The following is a 15,117-nucleotide window of genomic DNA, read 5'->3' as shown; positions in this document are numbered from 1 at the left end:
CCACACGATTCGCGATCCACACGATTCGCGATCCGCGCGATCCCGCGCGGGATCACCCGTCACTCCACCCGTGGGCGTCTCTCTCGGAGCCTGACGGCGCGAGGGGCCGACGGCCCCTCCCTACGCGCGGCGGACGATGTCTTGCAGCGCGCTCTCCAGCCGGCGCTCGATGGCGGGGTCGTCGAGCGTCGGCGTGATCTCCTCGGGCACGACGCGCGCGCGCATGATGACCCGCGCATAGATGAACGCGTCGCGCGCGTTCGGAGGGTCCTTGTCGCCGAGACAGGAGCGGAGCAGCTGGTACGCTCGGCCTTTCACCACGCCTCCGCTGTTCGCGCGCGCTCGACGGTGGTGATGATCCGGCGCACCGCGGCGGTCGCGGTCTCGTGCGCCGCGAACGCGTCCCGCACGACGTGCGCTGCCCTCGCGGCGGCGCCCTCGTCGAGCGTGCCCTCGAGCACGCTCTCGGCGAGCCGGACGAGCGGGCTGATCTCGACCATGTCCCGCGTGAGGGACCGCGTCGCCTGGGCGAGCTCGGACGCCGCCTCGGCCGGAGCGGAGCGCGAGAGGGCCATGGCGTCGTCGGCCAGCTCGGCCGCGATCGCGAACATGTCCCGGTAGCAGTCGACCGCCGCGCGCAGATCGTCCGGGCCCGGCGCGAGCTGCGGCGCCTCCGGCAGCGTCGCCGCCGCGCGCTGCGCCTCGGCGATCACGGGAGCGATGGCCATGAGCGCGCGCTCCAGCGCGCGCGCGGTCTGCCCGAACCGGGCGAGGCGCTCCCGCGCGGTGCGGCTCGGCGGCGGCGTGTCGCTCTCCAGCGCCTCGAGCCGCGCGCCGGCCTCGGCGGCGATCCGATGGAGGCCCTCGACGACGCCGGGCTCGAACGTGCGCGGGACGAGGTCAATCACGCAGAGCGAACCGACCACGTGCCGTCGCACCCGCACCGGCACTCCCGCGTACGCGCGGATGCCGTAACGCTCCACCAGCTCCTTGGGCACGCGCTCGTCGTGCACGGCGTCCTCGACAACGAGCGGCTTCTCGTGGCGCACCACGAGCTGGCAGAACGAGCTGCTCCGTGAGGTCGCGCAGCTGACGCCCAGGTCGGGCGGCAGGCCCCGGTGCGCGCGGAACAGCTGGATGTGTCGGACCACCAGGCTCACGAGCGCCATCGGCGCCCGGGCGAGCTCGGCCGCCCGCTCGACGCAGGCGTCCAGGATGGCGTCCGCGTCGTCGCGCAGCAGCACGTGGTGCAGCTCGGCGAGGCGCGCGGGATCGTTCAAATCGGCCATGGGGGTGTTCTTGCCGGGGCGACAGGGCGGGCTCAACCGCGAGCGCCGCCGTGCCTGCGCCCGGCTCACGACCTTACCGCAACCCGGCGCCTCGAGCTGCCCCCGCGGGCGCTTCATCGGCTCCGCGCTCCAGGAGACACGACCCCACCCTTTTTACTCGCGTGCGAGCGGCAGCGCCCAGGGCCCTCCGGCGCCGGCGCGAGAGATCACCTGGGGCAACGCGTCGCTCGCCCGCTCGGGCGTGTAGTCGTAGGGGGGCTCGAAGACGTCATCCGCTGGCTCCCCGTCTCCCCCCAGGTGAACGCCGCTCTCGTCGCGGTAGAGGTTCGAGCCAGGGACGGCCAGGAGGAGTCCCCGGCCCGTCCCGTCGCTGCAGTCCGAGCGCCGCGTCGCTGCCTCGGCGTTCTCGAACACGCTCGCCTCGAGCAGCACCTGCCCCTCACAGGCGGCGCCGACCGCCCAGTCCGAGATGTTCGAGAACACATTGTTGAAGAGGTGGGCGCGCGCTCGGGGGCCGGTGGCGAGGGGGGCGCGCGTCCTCACTTCATCGAAGCGACAGTGGTGCATCGTCACCTCGGCGTCGGTGATCGTGCAGGCCCAGCGCTCGCGGCCGCCGCACTCGGCCTCGTTGCTGCCGTCGAAATGGCCGTAGGAGAAGGTGACCCCGCTCGTGCCCGCGTGGACGTCGGCGAAGGCGTCGCCGATCCGCTGGATGGTCGTGTGATCGATCCAGACCCTGGAGGCTTGGGTCAGCGTGAACGCATCGCCCGCTTCGTGCACGTTCGAGTTCAGATCGTAGAGGGCGAGATTGCGGATGATCACGTTCTCGCTCTGGTTGAGATCCATGTTCACGCCCGGCAGCGCCGCGCCGCGGCCGAGCCCGACGACGGTCTTGTTGGAGCCGAACTGGAGGACGCGATGGTTCCGCGTCGCCCCGACGAGCGGACGCTCGCAGGTCGCATCCCCGGTGAGGACCTCTTGGAACGTCTTCTCGGGCTCCTCCGAGCAGGTGCTGGGACAGACCTCGATGTCCTGGACCTCCGATCCCGTGCGGCGGAAGTCGTAGAGGCCTTCGGCGAGCAAGATCACGGCCGGCTCGTCCGAGCGGGCGAGCGCCTCGAGCTCGGTCCAGCTCGAGACAAGCACGGGCGTCGCCCCCGCGCCCCCCGTGGTGCCCTCGCCAAAGCCGATCGCCTCGACCCGTATCACCTTGCGGAGGGCGATGGGCCCCCGCGTCCCCGGCGCGGGCCCGATCCAGCGCGCCTCCGTGCTCGCGGGGAACGCCGCCTCGGGATCGCAGCCCGGCAGATCGCCAGCGCTCCCCAGCTCGCGCGCCGCCGTCCAGCCGCTGTCGTCGTAGCCGGGCGCGGTCCAGTCTCCTTCCGGCGCTGTGCTCAGCTTCCAGTCGCTGCCGCTCCCATAACTGCGCTCGAGCTCGTCGAGGTGGATGAGCGCCGCGGGGGTCCCGACTGCGGCGTGAACGCTCACGGCGATCACGTTCTCTCCCGGCAACAAGGAGAGGGGCACGAAGATCGGAGCGCGCGCCGACTCGCTCGCGGCGATGAGATCCCCGTTGACGTGGACGCGGAAGGTATCGCGCGCCGTGATCGAGAGACCGGGGCCCTCGAGCGCGCCGTAGCTCGCGCTGACGAGCGGCGAACTCGCGAGCTCCTCTCCCTCTCCGAAGGCGGCCCCCGGAGGGAGCTCCGCCGCGGGCGGCTCGCCGTCGCAGGCGAGCTCCGTGAGCGTAGGAGAGCTGCCGCCGACACCCGCGTTCCCCGGGGGTCGGGTGGCCGTCTGGATGAGCTGATCCTCGCAGGAGAGCCCCCAGGCCAAGGCCGAGAGCGCGGCGACTCGGAGCAGCCAGGTGCGGCAGGAGAGGCGCATGGCGAACAGGGCAAAGCTGCGGGGCGACGCCCGGGAGCGCAACCCAAATGCTCCGAGTTGCCTGCTCCGATCCAGCGTCCTGGCGGCGGGCGAATTTTTCTGGAGGCTCGGGATGCCCCCAAGTAACTAGGAGCGAGTGGCTCAACCCACGCGCTCCGCCCCGCCGCCCGGACCCACCTTGGCCCGCTTCCCCGCCGACAGGCGGTCGGACGCGAGCTTGGTCGCTGGCGCCGCCGCTGGAGAGCGGGAGGCCCTCGCCGTCATCTGGGACAGGTACTCGGGTCTCGTGCGAGGTGTGCTGTATGGCGCCCTCGGTCCCGATACGATCCTCGAAGATCTGGTCCAGGAGGTCTTTCTCGGCCTGATCCAGGGGGCCGCGCGCATCCAGGACGGGGGGGCCCTCCGTGGCTATCTTGCGTCCATGGCGGCGCGGCAGGCAGCGCTCGAGATCCGGAAGCGCAAGATACGCCGCTGGGTGGGCCTTTCCCCGAGCGGAGAGCTCCCCGAGCGCGCCTTCGAGCGCGTCGACTTCGAGCATCGCGAGGTGCTCAGCGCCCTCCACCGTGTGCTCGACAGGCTGAGCACGCGCCGGCGCATGGCCTTCGTGCTGCGCCACGTGCAAGGCCTCGAGATGCTCGAGACGGCCGCGGCGCTCGGCGTGTCCGAGTCGACGGTGCGCCGTGAGCTCGAGAGCGCGCGCGCGTTCTTGCTCAAGGCGCGCGAGCCAGCCCTCCAGGAGTTCCTGTCCCGGTGTGAAGGACGTTGGCCATGAGCGAACCCGAACGACAGCTCGATCCCGTCGCGGCCCTCCTGCAGAGAGCCGCTCAGCTGAGCGAGCCGGAGCGCCGCGAGGCGCGCGCCGCCTTCCTGCGCCGCGTCGACGAGGCGCAGGCGCGCGCGAGCAAGGCGCGGGTGGTCGTTCGCTGGGTGGCTCCGCTCGCCTTCGCCGCGAGCGTGCTGATGGTCGTTTTCTTCTTCTGGCGAGCGGAGCGAGGTCTCGATTACGTCGTCGAGGGCGCGGTGAACGAGAGCGGCTATGTGCGCGTACCCGTCGATCACCCGGCCGCCATCACCTTTTCCGATCAGACGCGGATCCAGGCCGCGTCAGGGACGCGGCTTCGTATCGACGAGACCAGAAACGAGCGCGGCGCCCGCATCTCGGTCGAGCGCGGCCGGGTCGAAGCCGAGGTCACGCACACCGGGCACAGCGAGTGGCGCTTCGTCGCGGGTCCCTTCGTGGTCCGCGTGGTGGGCACGCGCTTCGAGCTCCTCTGGGACGCCGACCGCGAGCGGCTCGAGGTGATTCTGCGCGAGGGGGCGGTCGAGGTGGAGGGCTACGCCGGCTCTGGCGCCGTGAGCGTGCGCGCGGGGCAGCGCTTTGTGGGGGACGCTCAGGCGAGGACCCTGCACGTCAGCGACACGACGGCGCAAGCCCTCGACACGGCGGCGCAAGCCCCCGACACGGCGGCGCAAGCCCCCGACACGGCGGCGCAAGGCCCCGAGCCCGCGCCTCCGGCGGCGCAGGGACAGCTCGCCGAGGTCGCGGCACCGCCGCCGGAGCCCGCTGCTCCCCCGGCGCCGAGCTCCGCTGAAACCCCGGCGCCCCTGGTCGCCCCGCCGAGCACCAGACCGCCCTGGAGCAAGCTCGTTTCCCAGGGCGAGTTCCGGCGCGTCGTCCAGGAGGCCGCGGCGCGGGGCACGCAGAGCTGTCTCACCTCCTGCGATGCCGCCGACTTGAACGCTCTGGCCGACGCCGCTCGCTACGTGGGCCAGAACGAGCTCGCCGAGCAGGCCCTGCTCGCCCTGCGCGCGCGCTACGCATCGACCGCGGGGAGCCGCGCGGCCTTCTTGCTCGGGCGCCTTCACGAGAGCCGCGGTGCCGCCGCGCGCGCCAGGACCTGGTACGAGACGGCCCTCCGCGAGGCGCCGGGCGGCGCCTTTGCCGCCGAAGCGCTCGCGGGGAAGATGCGCGCGGTCCAGAGCCTCGAGGGACCGGCCGCCGCGCGCGCCGTGGCGCAAGAATACCTGCGCCTCTATCCGAGCGGGGTCCACGCCAAGACGGCTCGACAGCTCGCCGCTCAGCCCTGATCCATGGTCCGGCGAGCGCGAACGCTCCTCGTCCTGCTCCTGCTGCTCGTCTGCCCTCGACTGGCGTGGGCGCAGCGCGTGCTCGTCGTCCGACCGGACCCGCGCGACGCCACGCTCTTCGAGGCCTTCGGGCGGCTCTCCGCCGAGCTGGAGCTGCAGTCCTTCGAGGTCATCGTGCTCGGGAGCGCCGCGCGATCGCCCGGGGCCGAGGAGCTCGAGCGAGAGGCGCAGGAGAGCGGGGCCTTTGCGGCCGTTGCGCTGCGGCGCGACGGGAGCGGCACGGCGGCCGAGGTGTGCATCGTGGATCGCGTGACCGGCAAGACGACCACGCGAAAGCTCCTCATCGATCCCTCCAGCGATGGCCCGATGCTCCTCGCCGTGCGCGCCGTCGATCTGCTGCGTGCAAGCCTCCTCGAGCTGGGCCCGGGCCAGGCGCCCGCTCGGGATGTGCTCGGCGTCGAGGCCCAGCCGCCCGCCCCCGAGGTGCTCCGCTTCTCCCGGGAGCCGCCCCGCTTTCACGTGCGCACAGGAGGGCTCGTGCTCTTCACGCCTCCGGTGGGCGGCGGCGTCGGCGCGCAGATCGGGGCGCACACCCGCCTCGACGAGCGCTTCCGTCTCGGCCTGCTCCTCGGTGGTCCCCTCTTCGGCGCCGAGTTCCGCGCAGCAAGCGGCGCCGCCCGGGTGCGCCAGGAGCTCGCGCTCCTCCGGGCCAGCTGGAACCTCGGGCAAACAGGTGCCGGTCTTCACTGGGAATGGGGGCCGCTCCTTGGCGTCGGCGCCTACCACCTCCAGGCCACCGGCCATGTCGAGCCACCTCTCCAGGGGCGCAGCGAGGAGTTCTTCAGCTTCGCCGCGGACGCGGGGCTGAGCGTGCAGTACTTCTTTCATCCGAGCGTGGGCCTCGGCCTCGAGCTCACCTGCCTCACGCTCCTGCCGCGCCCCGTCATCGCCGTCGACGAGGAGCGCACCGCTCCGCTCATCGCTCAAGCCCTGGGCACGCTCAGCCTGGGGGTCTCGTTCTGAGGGAGCATGGCGAGGCCCGCGTGCGTCCTCGAGGCGTCACGGGACGAGGGAGTTGATGTACTCCTCGAGGTTCGTCCAGCCGTCGCCGTCGCGGTCGCCATTGCGATCCTCCGGGTCGCGAGGATCGAGCGAGGCGGAGACCTCCCACGCATCGGGCATCCCGTCCTGATCCGTGTCCGTGGGCGCAGGGCCCCCCGGGATGTCTCCAACGGTGCTGGGGAGGCCGAGGCTCTTCTCGTCGCTGATCGTGGCGCCCTCGGTCCCGAGGGACGCGAGCTCGTCCATCACGAAATCGTCGACCGGGTCACGCCAGAGAGACGCCCCGGCGTGCTTCATCACGTGGTCGAAGGCGTCCTCCGCGCTCATCGCGGGCACGTCGGGGACCTCGACGCTCGGCGCCGTCTCCCAGGTCACCGAGCCGAAGTCCCCCTGGCCGAGCAGGCGGCCGTTCAGGACTCCATCCTTGTTGCTGTCGTACCAGTTGTCGGCGGCATGGAGGTGGTACTCGGGCGTGGGGCTGTCCAGGGTGCCGCCCTTCGTCTCCGGGCCGGGGATCAGCGTATTGCCGACCATCACCCCGTCCGAGCGCCCGCTCGTGTCGCCCAGGATGTACCCCGAGGCGACCCAGTTGTAGACGACGTTGTTGACGAACTGCAGCGTCCCGCGGGCCTTGGGGTTACGGGAATTGTTGTCGATGTACAAGGAACGGATGATCGACGTGCCGGTCGTGTTGACGATGCCGCCCGTGCTGTGGGTCTGGAGCCCCTGTGCGACGATCGAATCTTGAAGCGTGATGTTGTAGAGCTCCGCCCCGCTCTCCCGGTTCAGATCGAAGGTGCCGTCGCGCCCCCAGCTCAGGGAGCAATGGTCCCAGATCACGTCGTGCCCGCTCGCCATGGTGACGGTGTCCTTGCCGGAGTCGCCGATCTTGCCCATGCGAAACCGCACGTAACGAACGATCGTGTTCGACGCGCCGGAGAAGGACGTGCCGTTCCCGTACACGGTGATGCCGCCGCCGGGCGCGGTTTGCCCGGCGATCGTCTGGTTATTCTTGAACACCAGGCGGGAGTCGATCTTGATGACGCCGCCGACGTCGAAGACCACGGTGCGATTCGGCTGGCTGATGGCGTCCCGCAGGGAGCCGGGCCCCGCATCGTTCAGGTTGGTGACATGGTAGACGTCGCCGCCGCGGGCGCCGGTGGCCATCCGCCCGAAACCCTCGGCGCCAGGGAAGGCCCCGAACGCGACGGCGCCCGACCCGCCCGTCCCAGCGCCGCCGCCCACTCCCGCGCTCGGTGCGCCGCCGCCCGCGCCCGGGCCCGGCGCGCCGCCGCCCGCGCCCGGGCCCGGCGCGCCGCCGCCCGCGCCCGGGCCCGGCGCGCCGCCGGCCCCTCCAGCGCCCGTCGTCACCCCGGAGGCGGCGTCGCTGCCCGATGCCTCTCCACCCGGCGTCGCTCCGCCAGCGCCAACAGGATCCGTCGAGGGAGCCCCGCCGCCCCCGGAGCCGTCGTGCGGCGCCCCAGAACACGCCCACGCGGCCGCACCCAGAGCACAAAGTGACAGCCAAGAGGTGCTCGCCCGGCCTGGCGGGCATCGCGCCCAGGTCTTCATGCGCCCGGAGTTGATCCAGCCCCTGCTCACCTTTCAGAAATCGTCACCCGCGGCGTGGCCGTCCTCCTTGCTGATCCTCCGCAATGAGCCCACAGCAAGCCAGGAGAACTCATCCGCAGCCCTGGAGATGCGGCGCAGGTCCCGCCCGCCATACGGTGTTTGGTGACCGGACGGCCCGGTCCACCTTGGAGAGGATGGCAGGGGACACCATGGGCACACTGAGCACTTCCAGACGGATCCTGGTCACCGGCGCGTCGCGCGGGATCGGACGCGCGGCCGCGCTCGCGCTCGGCAAGCAGGGGCACACGGTGGTGCTCGCCGCGCGCGACGAGCACGCGTTGAGGTCGCTCGCCGGCGAGATCGCTGGCGCGGGCGGGCGGGCCGAGGTCGTCCCGATGGATGTCACGGACGACGGGAGCGTCGAGCGCGGGATCGCGCGGCTCCTCGAGGCGGGGCCGTGCGACGTCGTGATCAACAACGCAGGTTCCTGCGACCAGACGGATTTCATGGCGCAGGACATGAGCGCGCGACGCGCCGAGATGGATCTCAATTACTGGGGTGCGGTGCGGGTGACGCGCGCGCTGCTGCCGTCGATGCTGGCGCGCCGCTCGGGCGTCATCGTGAACGTCTCGTCGTTGCTCGGGATCGTCGCTTCGCCGACGACGGCCAATTATTCGGCGACGAAGGCGGCGCTCGGCGCGTGGTCGCACGCGCTCCGAGGCGAGGTGGGCCGCTTCGGCATCAAGGTCGTCGTGTTCGTGGCGCCCCACACCGACACGGCGTGCGGCCGCGGCGCCCGCTTCGACGGCGTGGTGAGCTTGCCTGTCGAGTACACGGCGAAGGAGCTGCTCCGCGCCGTCGATCGGGCGCCCCGGCAATTTGCGGGGAGCCCCGTCTATCGGCTCCTCGTGCGGCTCGCCGGGTTTTTTCCGGCCTTCCTCGAGGCGCGGGTCGCCGCGTCGGCGCGGGCTCATCTGCTGCCTGGCTATGGGCCGTAGGAGCGAGCGCGGCGGTCTGTCCCGAGAGCCCCGGAGAGCCCGCTCGCGCCGGTCACCGCGCTACCGCAGGATCTCCTCGAGGAGCGCGTTCGGCACGCCGCGGCGATCCTCGCCGAACGACGAGACGCCCAGGCCGTAGTACTGGTTCATGATGGTGAACCACAGATCGCGGAGCTGGCGATCGCTGCCGAGGGCGTCGTAGGCGACGTGCGCGTCGTTCAAGAAGACGCCGTCGCCGCCGAGGAGCACGATGGGCAGGTCGTACCCGTCGTGGTCGTGCGACCGCATCTCGCTCATGTGCACCATGACGCAGTGATCGAGCACCGTGCCGTCGCCCTCGGGGATCGCGTCGAGCCGCTGCGCGAGCTGCGCGGTCTTCTGGGCGAGCCAGCAGTTGATCGCCGCGTAGTCGAGGTTGCTCTGCGCGATGATCTTGTACTGGCCGTCCTGGGTCGCGCGGTCCAGGTTGCCGGCGGCGTGCTGGGAGGAGTGGAAGTGCAGGCTGGCCTCTCTCCTGTACGCGAGCCCCACCTTGGCGCGGACGTCCTCCGGGATGCACCGGTACTCGAACTCGGAGCGCATGTCGTCGAGCATGTGGGTGATCACGCGCGTCACGTCGCATTGAATGGCCATGACGATGAGGTCGATCATGACCTGCGCGTGATCTTCGTGCTTGTACGGGCCGGCTCCCGTGTTGTCGTTCTCGTTGAGCCCCTCCGCCTGGCCCGGCGGCTCGGGGACGACGCCGGGCTGGCTGATCGGGCTGCAGCCAAGGCCCGTCGAGGGGGTCATCGTCGACTGGACGCGGGTCGCGTTCTTCTCGATCTCGCGCAGCGAGTCCAGGTATTGCTGGACGATCTTGCGATCGTCGGAGCCGACCCGGTTCATGAGCGAGTTCGCGTCCGCCAGCACGCCGTCGATGACGCTCTTCTCCATCGCCGCGCGGCGCTCCGCCTCGATCCTGGCCTCCTCGTCGCTCTGCCCTGGCATGGACCCCACCGCGCCCGCGCCGACGAGCGCGTCGAACACCGCCTTCGGGTTGACCGAGCGCTTCAGCGGCTCGCGCGGGCTCTTCCAGGAGAGGACCTGGTTGTAGGCGTAGCTGCGCTGGTCGAAGAAGCCGGGCTTGACGCCGAGCCCCGTCTGCAGCGACGGGATGCGGGTCGCCTGCTCCGGGCCTGCCTTCTGGACGATGAGCTGGTCGACCGAGACGCCGTTGCCCACCCACTCGCCGAGGTCCCGGCGCGCCTCCCTCCCCAGCTGATCGGCGTCCACGCAGGTCGAGAGCGCCGCGCCGAGGCGCGAGTGGGAAGGCTCGATGTAGGGGTGCTGCTCCGTGCTCCACGTGTAGTTGCCGAGGCGGCTTATCATGAGCATCTTCGACTTCACCGGCGCGAAGTGCTCGAGCACCCTCGGCAGCTTGAAATCGGCGCCCTTCAGCGTCTTTCCGAACGCCGGGGCCGTCTCCCACCAGTGATGGGGCGCCCCGTTCGGGAAGGTGCAGAGCACGAAGCGCTTCGGGGTGCCGGGCTCCCCGCCGCGCGCGCTGCGCGGCGCGAGGCTCTCGAGGAACGGCAGAGCCAGGCAGACGCCGGCGCCGCGCAACAAATTTCTGCGTGTCATCAAGCGTTTCATGTGCGCATCGCTCCTTCGTGCTTCGTCTTGTGCAGAAACAACGCGTGCGGCCTCACCGCGCCTTGTCCTTCGCTCGAAGGCGGAACGCCTCGCTGGTCACCACCTGCTTCACCAGATCCGCGATCGTGCCGCCGCCCCAGCGCGCGGCGATCTCCTTGATCCTGGTCCTGTCCCCGGCGCTCGGGCGCCGGCGCAGGGCATAGCTGAAGACCTGCTCGGAGGGGCAGGTCCCCGACCGGGCGGCCTCCACGAGCGCCGGCACGAGGCCGGAGATGTCCTCGAACGCTTCGCCCTCGTACACCCCCGTCGCGTCGATCGGGTCGCCGTTCGGGTACTGGGTCCGGTAGGCGCCGATCGGGTCGAAGTGCTCCAGGCTCAGCCCGATCGGGTCGAGCACGTCGTGGCAGCCCGCGCAGTCGGGCGACGCGCGGTGCTTCTCGAGCTCCTTGCGCACGTTGGTGACGCCGCCCTCCTCCCCGTCCGCAGCGCCGAGCTCCGGGATATCCACGTTGGCGGGCGGCACCATGGGCGCGCAGAAGAGCTGCTCCAGGATCGTCTTCGCGCGGGACGTGGGAGAGGTCCTGTCGGCGCGGGACGACAGCGTCAGGAACGCTGGGAGCGTGAGGAACCCTTCGCGCACGCCCTCGGGGTCGTTCGCATAGAGCGGCTCGATCAGCCGGCTCTCCGGGTGGGGCGCCGTGAGGAACTCCGACCACGGCCGCCCGCCGGTCGTGAAGCCGGCGAAGTACTCGTTGACCTGGTCGAGCATCGCGCCCTTCAGCTCATCGTCCCAGCTCGGGAACTGGGTCGTGTCGGCGTTGTGGCTGGGGAGCGTGCGCGTGCCGAGCCACTGGCCGTAGAAGTTCTGGAAGAAGGCGGCGCTCTTCGGGTCGGCCAGCATGCGGTCCACCTGCTGCCCGAGCTCGCCCTCGGTGACCAGCTGATCGCCCTCCGCCGCGTCGAAGAGCTCGTCGTCCGGGAGCGAGCTCCAGAGCAGGTAGGAGAGGCGCGACGCGACCTCGTAGCCGTTGAGGGCGCCCGGCGATCTCGCCGAGTCGGGGCCCAGCTCGATCCGGAGGAGGAAATGCGGCGACGTGAGCACGGTCCGGACGACGTGCTGCACCGCCTCGACGGGGGACATCTCGAGGGTGGTCCGCGCGTCGTCGTACTGCGCCGCGTACCGGTCGACCTCCGCCGCCTCGAGCGGGCGCCGGAACGCGCGCAGCCCGAAGCGCTCGATGATCTCGCGCGCGCACGCGTCGTCCGCGCCCGCGCCCTCTGCCGGGTCGCACACGAGGATCTTGGCGCGCTGCGCCTCGTCCGAGAACGCGTCCTCGGCGAGCGTCCTGGCGGCGTCGTAATACCCCTGCACCAGAACCTGCGAGAGGTTCGAGAGCGCATTCACGTTTGCGTCGAAGCCCTTCGCGCCGAAGGCCGGGAAGCCGTCCGCGGGCCTCAGGCTCGTTCCCAGGAGGTGGGCGACGGTGGAGTTGTACTCCGACGCTGTCATGTGGTGCAGCGGCATCCCGTCGATGGCGATGGCGGCGTCCTGCTCCGGAGTCTGCTCCGGAGGGCTATCGTCCCCGAGGGCGCCAGTGCACGAGATGCTCAGGAGGCACCCCCCGGCAGCGATCCAGGGACTCGCGAACACTCGGTCCAGTCTGAATGTCATTGTCGGCTCCCCGTGTGGAATCGGCAGTTCTCGTTTTGTGACCGGAGCACACGATCTTCGTGATCTTCACCCCGCGGGGCGCGCTCGTCTGGATCTACTGCTCCAAGCTCGCCCTTCGAGAGGAATCGCAATCCGCATGGGACATCTCCCCCTGTTCCTGGCTCGACCTCTCGAGAGCGCGGCATGGATAACCCCTTCAGAGGGCCCGGATTTCAACATGACGGCGCCGCGCGTCAGGGGCGGGGAGCGGGAGATATTTCTGACAAAGCGATGCTATATCAACAGATGAACAGCAGCTGCAATCGCTGCTGCACAAAGGTGCTGCTTGCCAGGGCTGCGATTCCAGCCGCGGGCAATTTGATTGAGCTCACCGTTGCCCGCGTCCGCGACGACCGAGCGAATCGACGCCGATGTCGATCGGCGACATCAAGGTCTCGGCGCGCGTGGCGACCCCTCCAGCGGGGAAGCGAAAGGATACCCGCAGACGCATATTGTGAACGCTCACATTCGCAGTGTCAACCCCTATCGGCGGGACCGCGGCCAACTCCTCGAGCGCGAGGGAGGGCACGGCTGGCGGGGCTCCTCCGGAGCGCCGGTCCGAGAGGCGACGCTCGGCGTGCATTGCTATCGAAACGGGGCAGCCGTGCTGGACCTGCTCGAGACGATTCGCGAGGAGGGGTGGGAGATCCCGGCTCGCACAGCCGTCCCGGCGTGGACGGCCGTCGCTCAGCGAAGGCCGGGGAGCGCGCGGAGGCAGACCTCGATGCCGGCGCGGAGGTTGCCATGTGTGGTGACGCCGGAGAGGTCGACCCCGATGCCGCACATGGATTGGGCGACGGCGGGCCCGATGCCGGTCAGGACGCCGCTCGCGCCGAGCAGGCGGATCGCGCGGACGATGCGGACGAGGTGGTCGGCCGTCGCGGCGTCGACGCTCTCGATGCCGGTGACGTCGATGATGGCGAAGCGAGCGCCTGTGCGCACGACCTCGTCGAGGAGCTTGCTTGTGACGTCGGCCGCGCGGGCGTCGTCGAGCGCGCCGATGAGGGGCACGGCGAGCACGCCCTGGGCGACCTGGAGGATGGGCGTGGACAGCGCGCGGATGAGCGCCTGCTGGCGCTGGATGACCGCGAGCTGATCGACGATGGCCTGCTTCTGCCGCTCGAGCTCGGCGATGGTCGCCGTCATGTGCTCCTCGTGCTCCCGCTGCGCCGTGATGTCCGTTCCAATGGCGAGGATGTGCGCCGTGCCGTCCTGCTCGACGAGAGGCACCTTGACGACGGACATCCACCGCGTCTTGCTGTTCGGGCGCGTGACGGGCTGAACCCTCGAGACCGGCTGCATGCGCGCGAGCACCTCCCGGTCCATCTCGCTGATGACGGAGAGCTCGGCGTGGGAGCGCGGCAGATCGTCAACGGTCTTTCCCACCGCGCCCTCCGCCGTGGTGTTGTACAGCTCGGCGTAGCTCTTGCTGACGAGCTTCATCTTGCCGTCCCGATCCTTGACCGTGACGACGATCGGGATGGTGTCGAGCACGAGGCGGATGAACTGCCGCTCGCGCTCGAGGGCGAGCTCTGCCTCCTTGAGCGCGGTGGTGTCGATCCGCAGGCCGACGAAGCCGCCGTCGGGGAGGCGGCCGCTCTTGAGGGCGATCCAGCGGTCCCCGAACCGCCGCACGTAGACGTCCCCGGGGCGGCGATGCTCCGCGAGGCGAGCGGCCACCCACTCCTCTTCGCCGAGGCCGCTGTGGAGGTGGATCCCGTTCCGGCAGCCCTCGCGGACGACATCTTCGAACGTAGTGCCCATCTGAAGGGCGGCGGCACATTCGGGGTAGAGCGATTTGTAAGCTGTGTTGAAGAAGCGGAGCCGCTCCTCGACGTCGTAGATGACGAAGCCGACGTCGAGCGCCTCGACGGCCGCTTGCAGGCGCGCTCCTCGATCGCACGCCGCCCGCTCGGCCCGGCGTTGCTCGGTCACGTCGCGCAGCGCGAGGAGCACGGCGGCGCACGCGCCCGCAGGGTCGACGAGCGGGCTGAGGCTGCCTTCGGCGAGGACGACGCGCTCGTCCGCGAGGTGGAGCGTGAAGCCGGGCGGCAGGGCGCGCGGGGCGCGATCGCGGAGCACCTGCTCGAGCAGCGCGCCGAGGGGCGCATCGGGCCGCAGGACCTCATCGACGGGCCTCCCCCGCGCGGTCGCCCCGGGCGTGGAGGAGAGGCGCTCGGCGGCGGGGTTCAGCGCCAGGATCAGACCGCTTCCATCGAGCAAGAGCAGCGGCTCGACGCTGCAGGTGAAGGCGAGCGAGCAGAGATCAGCAGGAGCGTCGCTGGGCATCGGGAGGAGCGTAGATCAAGAGCTCCTCAGGGTGTCGGCCTCGGTGACCTCATGAGACGCATCGGCAGGCAGCGGAGCCGCTGGCCGAGCTCAGCCGAGGCTCGGTTTTGCGAACCGCCGGACGAGGGCCGCCGGCGCCGCGCCGCCTGGAGCACCGCGCGCCGCGGCACACCGGCAGGCCGCCTGGTATTGCCCGCCCATGCGCTCATACACTGTGTGATTTGTCCCTCTGTTCCTCTCCTCGTCGCCGAGCTCGCCTGGTCACTTGCGCTGTTCGTCTCACCATCGAGGCCATCGGGCAGAGCGGGACGGTGGCCGCGAGTCGGCGCAAGCGCGAGAGCGGATGGAGAGAGCGCCGCTCCACGCCCTTGACGAAGACGCGCGTCAACGATCCTGCAGCCATCGCGCCCTCCTCCGCCCGACCCCCGTCGCGGCAGCAAAATTCCTGTCGCCTGACAACGGCTCGCCTCGAGGCATAGGCGGGTATGCCTATGCCTCGAGCCAGAAGGCTCGGGTACGAAGTCGTTGCAGTCACCTCGGGTCCGTCACGCTTCACCAGCTACGTTCAAACACCGCATCGGTTCGG

Annotated in this window: 11 protein-coding genes; 4 read left to right on the top strand and 7 right to left on the bottom strand. The window is 70.6% G+C overall.

The features are described from left to right. Positions 1–120: 120 nt before the first annotated feature. From WMF22_RS26625 to WMF22_RS26615, 3 genes are all read right to left on the bottom strand, one after another. On the bottom strand, positions 121–321 hold the full coding sequence (locus tag WMF22_RS26625; RefSeq protein WP_044965728.1) for a hypothetical protein: 201 nt from the start codon (positions 319–321) through the stop codon (positions 121–123). Beyond that, complete coding sequence (locus WMF22_RS26620) at positions 315–1,289, bottom strand: GAF domain-containing protein (protein ID WP_437292805.1); 975 nt, start codon at positions 1,287–1,289, stop codon at positions 315–317. Before WMF22_RS26620 ends, WMF22_RS26625 begins: the two co-directional genes overlap by 7 nt. A 153-nt stretch (positions 1,290–1,442) precedes the next feature. After that, a complete protein-coding gene (locus tag WMF22_RS26615; protein WP_437292804.1) occupies positions 1,443–3,176 on the bottom strand; it encodes a pectate lyase family protein in 1,734 nt (577 codons plus the stop codon). 136 nt (positions 3,177–3,312) lie between these two features. Between WMF22_RS26615 and WMF22_RS26610 the strand changes: the two genes are divergently transcribed. From WMF22_RS26610 to WMF22_RS26600, 3 genes are read left to right on the top strand one after another with little or no spacing between them, the layout of a single operon-like run. Next, entirely contained in the window at positions 3,313–3,948 is a 636-nt protein-coding gene (locus tag WMF22_RS26610; protein WP_437292803.1) for an RNA polymerase sigma factor, read from the top strand. Beyond that, a complete protein-coding gene (locus WMF22_RS26605; RefSeq protein WP_438031602.1) occupies positions 3,945–5,264 on the top strand; it encodes a FecR domain-containing protein in 1,320 nt (439 codons plus the stop codon). Before WMF22_RS26610 ends, WMF22_RS26605 begins: the two co-directional genes overlap by 4 nt. Positions 5,265–5,267: 3 nt before the next feature. Then, positions 5,268–6,287 (top strand): hypothetical protein, encoded by a 1,020-nt coding sequence (locus tag WMF22_RS26600; protein WP_438031601.1) that lies wholly within the window; start codon positions 5,268–5,270, stop codon positions 6,285–6,287. Between the two features lie 36 nt (positions 6,288–6,323). On the opposite strand, the gene WMF22_RS26595 is transcribed toward WMF22_RS26600, so the two are convergent. Then, a complete protein-coding gene (locus tag WMF22_RS26595) occupies positions 6,324–7,697 on the bottom strand; it encodes a pectate lyase family protein (protein ID WP_438031600.1) in 1,374 nt (457 codons plus the stop codon). Between the two features lie 410 nt (positions 7,698–8,107). Between WMF22_RS26595 and WMF22_RS26590 the strand changes: the two genes are divergently transcribed. Further along, the gene (locus tag WMF22_RS26590) at positions 8,108–8,896 is read left to right on the top strand and encodes an SDR family NAD(P)-dependent oxidoreductase (protein WP_437292799.1); all 789 of its coding nucleotides are present in this window, start codon (positions 8,108–8,110) and stop codon (positions 8,894–8,896) included. A 60-nt stretch (positions 8,897–8,956) separates the two neighbouring features. Here WMF22_RS26590 and WMF22_RS26585 read toward each other — a convergent pair whose 3' ends face one another. From WMF22_RS26585 to WMF22_RS26575, 3 genes are all read right to left on the bottom strand, one after another. Next, positions 8,957–10,519, bottom strand: coding sequence for a DUF1552 domain-containing protein (locus WMF22_RS26585; protein ID WP_437292798.1), 1,563 nt, complete (start codon positions 10,517–10,519; stop codon positions 8,957–8,959). A 64-nt stretch (positions 10,520–10,583) separates the two neighbouring features. Beyond that, entirely contained in the window at positions 10,584–12,182 is a 1,599-nt protein-coding gene (locus tag WMF22_RS26580) for a DUF1592 domain-containing protein (RefSeq protein ID WP_438031599.1), read from the bottom strand. A gap of 747 nt (positions 12,183–12,929) precedes the next feature. Beyond that, positions 12,930–14,531, bottom strand: a complete 1,602-nt coding sequence (locus WMF22_RS26575; RefSeq protein WP_438031598.1) for a PAS domain-containing protein — start codon at positions 14,529–14,531, stop codon at positions 12,930–12,932. Positions 14,532–15,117: the final 586 nt, after the last annotated feature.

It is taken from the genome of Sorangium sp. So ce204, assembly GCF_051526795.1.
GTDB classification, from domain to species: Bacteria; Myxococcota_A; Polyangia; order Polyangiales; family Polyangiaceae; genus Sorangium; species Sorangium cellulosum_B.
This window is presented reverse-complemented; position numbering and strand designations above follow the sequence as displayed.

Bases quoted from the DNA above. Each gene is read 5' to 3' on its own strand.
- WMF22_RS26585 (WP_437292798.1), bottom strand. From the start codon at position 10,519: ATGACACGCAGAAATTTGTTGCGCGGCGCCGGCGTCTGCCTGGCTCTG.
- WMF22_RS26575 (WP_438031598.1), bottom strand. From the start codon at position 14,531: ATGCCCAGCGACGCTCCTGCTGATCTCTGCTCGCTCGCCTTCACCTGC.
- WMF22_RS26615 (WP_437292804.1), bottom strand. From the start codon at position 3,176: ATGCGCCTCTCCTGCCGCACCTGGCTGCTCCGAGTCGCCGCGCTCTCG.
- WMF22_RS26600 (WP_438031601.1), top strand. From the start codon at position 5,268: ATGGTCCGGCGAGCGCGAACGCTCCTCGTCCTGCTCCTGCTGCTCGTC.
- WMF22_RS26590 (WP_437292799.1), top strand. From the start codon at position 8,108: ATGGGCACACTGAGCACTTCCAGACGGATCCTGGTCACCGGCGCGTCG.
- WMF22_RS26605 (WP_438031602.1), top strand. From the start codon at position 3,945: ATGAGCGAACCCGAACGACAGCTCGATCCCGTCGCGGCCCTCCTGCAG.
- WMF22_RS26620 (WP_437292805.1), bottom strand. From the start codon at position 1,289: ATGGCCGATTTGAACGATCCCGCGCGCCTCGCCGAGCTGCACCACGTG.